Origin of the sequence: Mesorhizobium sp. M7A.F.Ca.AU.001.01.1.1, from assembly GCF_004022735.1 — a bacterium.
GTDB classification, from domain to species: Bacteria; Pseudomonadota; Alphaproteobacteria; order Rhizobiales; family Rhizobiaceae; genus Mesorhizobium; species Mesorhizobium ciceri.
The window spans coordinates 1-6,717 of the sequence record NZ_RZPF01000333.1 but is presented as its reverse complement, the minus strand read 5'-3'; the positions used below and the strand labels follow the sequence as shown (position 1 = coordinate 6,717).

The 6,717-nt window shown below is 62.1% G+C and carries 10 protein-coding genes; 6 read left to right on the top strand and 4 right to left on the bottom strand.

The features are described from left to right. The coding region (locus tag EN884_RS20130) for a NifU family protein (protein WP_164895073.1) at positions 1-141 on the top strand (141 nt) is incomplete at its 5' end. 82 nt (positions 142-223) lie between these two features. Continuing rightward, complete coding sequence (locus EN884_RS20125; protein ID WP_013528065.1) at positions 224-550, top strand: NIPSNAP family protein; 327 nt, start codon at positions 224-226, stop codon at positions 548-550. A gap of 111 nt (positions 551-661) precedes the next feature. Here EN884_RS20125 and EN884_RS20120 read toward each other — a convergent pair whose 3' ends face one another. Beyond that, the gene (locus tag EN884_RS20120; RefSeq protein ID WP_128360704.1) at positions 662-1,279 is read right to left on the bottom strand and encodes a L,D-transpeptidase; all 618 of its coding nucleotides are present in this window, start codon (positions 1,277-1,279) and stop codon (positions 662-664) included. A gap of 226 nt (positions 1,280-1,505) precedes the next feature. Between EN884_RS20120 and cueR the strand changes: the two genes are divergently transcribed. The 4 genes from cueR to EN884_RS20095 all read left to right on the top strand — a co-directional run bounded on the left by cueR (position 1,506) and on the right by EN884_RS20095 (position 4,212). Then, positions 1,506-1,928 carry a Cu(I)-responsive transcriptional regulator gene (cueR, locus tag EN884_RS20115; RefSeq protein WP_024501803.1) on the top strand — a complete coding sequence of 141 codons (423 nt, stop codon included), beginning with the start codon at positions 1,506-1,508 and terminating at the stop codon, positions 1,926-1,928. 58 nt (positions 1,929-1,986) lie between these two features. Next, the gene (locus EN884_RS20110) at positions 1,987-2,418 is read left to right on the top strand and encodes an OsmC family protein (RefSeq protein WP_013528068.1); all 432 of its coding nucleotides are present in this window, start codon (positions 1,987-1,989) and stop codon (positions 2,416-2,418) included. Between the two features lie 941 nt (positions 2,419-3,359). After that, the gene (locus tag EN884_RS20100; RefSeq protein ID WP_127219059.1) at positions 3,360-3,620 is read left to right on the top strand and encodes a hypothetical protein; all 261 of its coding nucleotides are present in this window, start codon (positions 3,360-3,362) and stop codon (positions 3,618-3,620) included. Positions 3,621-3,711: 91 nt separating this feature from the next. Next, positions 3,712-4,212: an MmcB family DNA repair protein gene (locus EN884_RS20095; RefSeq protein WP_164895072.1), complete on the top strand. Its 501-nt coding sequence runs from the start codon at positions 3,712-3,714 to the stop codon at positions 4,210-4,212. A 14-nt stretch (positions 4,213-4,226) separates the two neighbouring features. Here the strand turns inward: EN884_RS20095 and nhaA are convergent, their stop codons facing one another. The 3 genes from nhaA to EN884_RS20080 all read right to left on the bottom strand — a co-directional run. Continuing rightward, positions 4,227-5,435 carry a Na+/H+ antiporter NhaA gene (gene nhaA, locus EN884_RS20090; protein ID WP_063169902.1) on the bottom strand — a complete coding sequence of 403 codons (1,209 nt, stop codon included), beginning with the start codon at positions 5,433-5,435 and terminating at the stop codon, positions 4,227-4,229. Positions 5,436-5,497: 62 nt separating this feature from the next. Continuing rightward, complete coding sequence (locus EN884_RS20085; protein ID WP_013528072.1) at positions 5,498-6,061, bottom strand: ActR/PrrA/RegA family redox response regulator transcription factor; 564 nt, start codon at positions 6,059-6,061, stop codon at positions 5,498-5,500. A gap of 85 nt (positions 6,062-6,146) precedes the next feature. After that, positions 6,147-6,717: ATP-binding protein (locus EN884_RS20080; RefSeq protein WP_164895071.1), on the bottom strand; the 571-nt coding region annotated here is incomplete at its 5' end.

Genomic DNA, 6,717 nt, shown 5'->3' with positions numbered 1-6,717 from the left:
TTCGAGAATGGCACGGTGTTCCTGCACATGAAGGGTGCCTGCGCCGGCTGCCCGTCATCGACGGCGACGCTGAAGCACGGCATCCAGAACCTTCTGCGCCATTTCGTGCCGGAAGTGCAGCAGGTCGAGCAGGTCTCCTGACGCCCGTTTTGACAATTCTACCCTGCTGACCGTCTGGTCCGATTTCTTCGCTTCCGGCGCATCGGTCAGAAGGAACTCCAAAATGATCTACGAACTTCGGGTTTACCGGGCTCTGCCGGGACGCTTGCCGGCGCTTCTTGATCGCTTCGACAAGATCACGCTCAAATTATGGGAAAAGCACGGTATCCGCCAAGCGGGTTTCTTTACCACGCTGATCGGAGCTTCGAACAACGAACTGACCTACATGCTGGCATGGGAATCGCTGGCCGAACGCGAAGAGCGCTGGACGGCGTTCGTGAAGGACCCTGCCTGGACGCAGGCGCGGGAAGACTCCGAGCGTGATGGCCAGATCACCGAGACAATCATCAACCAAATTTTGGTACCCACCGCGTTCTCGGCGGTGTCCTGACCGCCGAGCAGGCGTCGCATCGCGCAAACAACAAAAAACCGGGCCGAATTGCCCGGTTTTCTGCTTGGGACGTCCGTTGTTGCCTAGACGGTCCGCGTACGAAAACTGCCTCTAGAGAACGATGACCTTGGCGCCGACCGAGGCGCGGTCATAGAGGTCGATAATGTCCTGATTCATCAGCCGGATGCAGCCAGACGACATCGCCTTGCCGCTCGAATTCCATTCGGGGCTGCCATGCAGGCGATAGCCTGAATCACCGCCCTTGTTGAACAGGTACATGGCGCGCGCGCCGAGCGGGTTCTTCAGGCCCGGCTCCATGCCGCCGGCAAACTTTTCCAATTCCGGCTGGCGCTGGATCATCTGCCTCGGCGGCGTCCAGGTCGGCCATTCGCGCTTGAGCGCAATGTGGGCGGTGCCATGCCACTCGAAGCCCTCGCGGCCGACGCCGATGCCGTAGCGAATGGCCCTTCCGTCGCCCTCGATGAAATAAAGGAACTTGTTCTGCGTATCGACGATGATCGTGCCCGGCTTTTCCGGGCTATCGTAGTTCACTTCCTGCCGATGGTACTTCATCGGCACTTTCTCGATCGGGATGCGCGGCAGCTGATAACCGGCGTCGGTGACCGCGCCGTAGTCGTTGGAGAAGATCTGCGAGCCGATGGTGCTGCAACCGGCGATAGCAGTGGAGAGCGCCAGTGCGGCGATGATTGCAAACGACTTCATGCGCATCAGGTGATCCGGTGCCCCGCCCAAACTCGGCGGCACGAGTCGGCCGCTCTCTCATCATCATTCATGCTGGCATTTGCTTTGCTTGCCAAGCGCGCGATGCCTATATGCCTGCCTTGACGTACCGGTAAGCGTATCACTATGGCATTTTGGCAACAGGACTCACAGGATTGTGAAGCAAATTCAAGGGGCCTGCTCCATGGGTTCCTGGAAATCGAGGAGAACCGTCATGAATGTCGGTGACGCCGCCCACCGCTCCGGCCTGCCGGCCAAGACCATCCGTTACTATGAAGAGATCGGCCTGATCGCCCCGGCACGCGCCGCCAACGGCTACCGCGATTATTCCGGAGACGACATCCATCGGCTGGCCTTCCTGCGCCGCGCGCGCAATCTCGGCTTTTCCATCGACGATTGCCGCCAGCTGATGGCGCTTTACCAGGATCGCAGCCGCGCCAGCCAAAACGTGCGCGAAATCGCCGCCGCCCATGTCACGGCGATCGAGGAGAAAGTGCGCGAGTTGCAGTCGATGCGCTCGACGCTGCAGAAACTGATTCATGCCTGTCACGGCGACGAAAGGCCGGATTGTCCGATCCTTGATGACATGGCGGGCGCGGCATTGCCTAGCGACAAGGGCGCCTCTGCGCCTGCATAATGACCGTATGTCGACGACGCCCGAAGCCTGGTCGACTCCTGCCGGGAGGACATCCGCAATGGTCTCGATGACCGTCGAACTGCGCAATGTGGAGGACACGCGAGCCGCCATGGGCTGGGCCGGCGGCCACACGATCATCGTCGACCGGCCCGAAGGCAAGGCCGGCGGCATGGGCCTGGGCTTCAATGGCGGCCAGTTGCTTGCCCTGGCGATCGGCGGCTGCTTCTGCAACGATCTTCGCTACGTCGCCGAGGAAATGGGCGTAACGCTCGACAAGATCGCCGTGACCGTGACGCTGAACCTCGAAGGCAAGCCTTTGCTCGCGACCTCGTCAACCATGGCGGTTTCATGCACGACGCTGGACGGCTCCGACCCGGCCGAGATCATTACAAGGGCCGCGGCGATTTCCACGGTCAGCAACTCCCTGCGCCAGGGCGTGTCGGTGAGCATTGAAACGGCCGCAACGACGGCCGGCTTGTCGGAGGAATGATCCCCGGGAACAGGCGCATTGGCCGCGTGGATTGTCAGAGATCGCCAAAAAAGGCCCGCCGCCGGCACGGCAGAGCGATTGACCCAATTTTCTTCGGCATCTGGGCGCGTCAATCAGCCGCTCTATGTCTTCCCTTGTCGCAATGATCAACGATGGAGGTTGGCATGGATCGGCGATTGTTTCTGACTGGAATGCTTGGGCTGGCAGGGGCTGCGACCGTCGTCGCAATCGCGCGTCCTGCCACCGCCTTGGCCGGCATCCCGAATACGGGGCCCGGCATTCTCGACGAGCTCGACAAACCGTCCGACGATATTCTCGACCCGGATGGTCCCGGTGTCCAGGATGGCGTCGAGTTGGTGCGGCACCGCAGATGGCACCGCCGCCGTCGCCGACGCGGGTGGAGGCGGGTCTGCCGTCGCTATTGGCGCAATGGCTATTGGCGCCGCAGATGTTTCCGCAGATCCTTCTGGATCCACTTCTGACGAGACCAGCAACGCGAAGGTCCCGGCGCCCGCCGGGGCCTTCGCTATCGCTGCGGGCTTCAATCAATCGGCAAAAAAAGGCCCGCCGCCCCTCGGCAGCGGGCAGGTCCTGGAGTGCCGGGGGATCAACCCGGCATGGGATCAACGAGCGGATCACCGGTTGGTTGCAGGGATCGGCCCGGTAGCCTTCCTTTGGGTGGACCGCCACCGGGCCTGACCGGAGCGGGGTGTATTGGGGGAGCCCCGGCTGCTTCCAAAATATCACTTTTCTCTTATATTCGCTTTAGCTAATTTACATAAAGCCATGCATCACCCGCAGATGGGGTGCGCACTTCACGAAAGTGTCGAAGTGACGTCTCCCTGCTTATGCCATTCGGAATTCGCGGAACCAAAGCGGTTGCATCTGACTTTGGTTGGTGACGCGCAAAGACTTTTTCGCTGCTATCTTAAAGTTACCAAATGGAAATTGACCGGCGCAGCATATCAAGTCGATTTGCGCTGACGATCTCTCTGTTTTTCCAGGAACTGCTTGGCGTGCTCCGCCCAATCAGCCGTGGTGACTTTATGCTCCTGAACGGACTTTCTGAAAGCCTTGCGCAGAGCATCAAGGTCAAAGGCCCACAGTTGTTCACCATCAGTGCTGTTCAATTTTGTGCCGCCCGTCCCCATGAGAACGATGGTGTGCACCACAAGCTCAATCTTTCAAGGATCAATGCCTGACTTCTTTTGGGTATATCCGGGTATATCGAATATACAATCGCCTGCATAAAACAGGTTCAAACCGTGAACAGAATCTGGCATGGTGCCTGGCATGCCGATCATCTCGCCCATCCCAATCAACCCTCTCATCGACGGTCGCCAGTCCGAACGCGCCATGCTGGTGCGGCGCGGTGTGCAGCGGCTGCTCATGGATATGGGCGCGCATGTCTTGCCCGAACTGTCGCTGGCCACCGGCCGCCGTGCCGACCTCGTCGCTTTGACCCGGCAGGGCGATATCTGGATCATCGAGATCAAATCCTCGATCGAGGATTTCAGGGTCGACCGCAAATGGCCCGACTACCGGCTGCATTCCGACCGCTTCTTCTTCGCCACCCATCCCGGCGTACCCTCGGAGATCTTCCCGCACGAATGCGGCTTCATCCTTTCCGACGGCTATGGCGCCGAGATCCTGCGCGATGCGCCCGAGCACCGCATGGCAGCGGCAACGCGCAAGGCGCTGATGCTGCGGATCGCGCGGGCCTGCGCTTCGCGGCTGCTGGCGGCGGAGCTTGCCGGCGTGTCGGTGCCGGCGCTGGAGGGTGAGAGCGAGTAGCGGCGTCCTTCAGTCTATGGCCGGCTCTCCTCTTCGCCGTCCTCCACGCCACCCCTAGCGGACGCCATGAGCAGCACGGCAGCGCCCAGGATGGCGGCGATGAAGGAGCCGGCGAGGATGCCGACCTTGACCGCGTCCTGCAGCGCCACGTCGCCGGCGAAGGCGAGCAGGCCGATGAACAGGCTCATGGTGAAGCCGATGCCGCACAGCAGCGATATGCCGATCATGTGCGTCCAGCCGGCATTGGCGGGTAGGTCGGCAAGACCGAGCCTGATGGCAAGTGCCGAGGAGCCGAACACGCCGACCAGCTTGCCGACCACCAGGCCGGCGGCGACACCCAGCGTCAACGGCTCGATCAGCGCGCCAAAGCTCAGGCCGGCGAGCGAAACGCCGGCATTGGCAAAGCCGAAGATCGGGATGACGACGAAAGCCACAATCTTGTGCAGGCCGTGCTCGAGCCGGTGCAGCGGCGAACGGTCCAGATCGTGACCGATCCCGGCGGAGCGCTCAAGCGGGATGGTCAGCGCCAGCGCCACGCCGGCAAGCGTTGCATGGACGCCAGATTTCAGCACCAGAACCCACAGGACGACGCCCAGAACGAGATAGGGCACAAGCGTCATCACCCGCATGCGGTTGAGCACGACAAGCGCGGCAATGATTGCGAAGGCGGCACCCAGATAAGCCAGCGACAAGCCGCTGGTGTAGAAGATGGCGATGATGATGACGGCACCGAGGTCGTCGATGATGGCCAATGCTGTGAGGAACACCTTCAGCGAAGCCGGCACGCGGCTGCCGAGCAGCGACAGCACGCCGAGCGCAAAAGCTATGTCGGTGGCGGTCGGGATCGCCCAGCCGGACAGGGCGGCCGCATTGTTGCGGTTGACGGCGACATAGACGAGTGCCGGAACCAGCATGCCGCCGGCGGCGGCGATGCCGGGCAGCACGCGCCGAGGCCAGGTGGAGAGCTGGCCGTCCAGCATCTCGCGCTTGATCTCCAGCCCGACGAGCAGGAAGAACACCGCCATCAGCCCGTCATTGACCCAGTGCGAGACGCTGAGCGGGCCGAGATAGGCGTGGAGCACGGAGAAATAGGTTTCGGCGAGCGGCGAGTTGGCGACGATCAACGCAAGTGCCGCCGCCGCCATCAGGATGATGCCGCCGGCCGCTTCGCTATCGAGAAATTCGCGGAAGACGGAAATCGGCCGCTGCTTCAGATCCTGCATGTCGCCTCCGTCATGCCGCCTGTTTCGGCGGGTTTCAATCGGCAAGATGGCAAACGGTGGCCTTAACGCGGCGCGCGCTTTGCCAGTATGCGCTGCAAGGTGCGACGGTGCATGTTGAGCCGGCGCGCTGTCTCGGAGACGTTGCGCTCGCACATCTCATAGACGCGCTGGATATGCTCCCATCGGACGCGGTCGGCCGACATCGGGTTTTCCGGCGGCGCCGCGCGCTCGCCGGCGGTGCGGGTGAGTGCGGCGAAGATATCATCGGCGTCGGCGGGCTTGGAGAGATAATCGACCGCACCGAGCTTCACCGCGGTCACCGCGGTGGCGATGTTGCCATAGCCGGTCAGGATGATGGTGCGGGAATCCTCGCGCTTTTCGCGGATGGCCGCGACCACGTCGAGGCCGTTGCCGTCGCCGAGCCGCATGTCGACCACGGCGTAGGCGGGCGGATTGGCGCGCGCCTTGGCAACCGCCTCCTCGACGCTCTCGGCCGTCTCGACCACGAAGCCCCTGGCTTCCATGGCGCGGGCCAGACGCGTGAGGAACGGCTTGTCGTCATCGACGACAAGCAGCGAGGTGTCCTCGCCTTCAACCATTGCGCCAATATTCTCGTCGCCTGTCATAGTCTCAAAATTCCTGCTGCCTTAATTTTACGCAAATATAGTTCCTGAGCCTCCTTGTCCAATTTTTAGAGGTCCTTCAAGGCTCTCAGGCAGTGTCGAACATGCTGGCCGAAGTGATTTCCGGATTGAGGAACACACCACGCGGCCACGATATCTGGACCATGGCGCCCTCGCCCAGGCCACCCGAATTGCGGAAATCGAGCACGGCACCAGAGCGTTCGAGCAGGGTCTTGGCGATGAACAGGCCGAGGCCCAGACCACCGCCGGTTTCATTGCCCTGGCGCGTCGACATATAGGGCTCGCCGATGCGGTCGATGATCTCGGCCGGAAAACCGGGGCCGTCATCGACGATCGAGAAGGTGACGGTGGCCTCGTCCCAGCTCCAGCGCACGGTGACGCTTTTGCGGGCGAAATCGACCGCGTTCTCGACCAGGTTGCCGAGGCCGTAGATGACGCCCGGATTGCGCTGCCCGACCGGCTCGGGGCCGATGCGTTCGCCGGGCCGAAGCTTGATCGAGATGCCGAAGTCCCGGTGCGGCGCGGTGACCTCCTCGACCAGCGATGTCAATGGCAGCCGCGAAAGATGCGCCTCACCCTCCGAGGACAGGCTGGTCAGCCGCTTGAGAATCTCGCGGCAACGCTCGCTCTGCGAACGC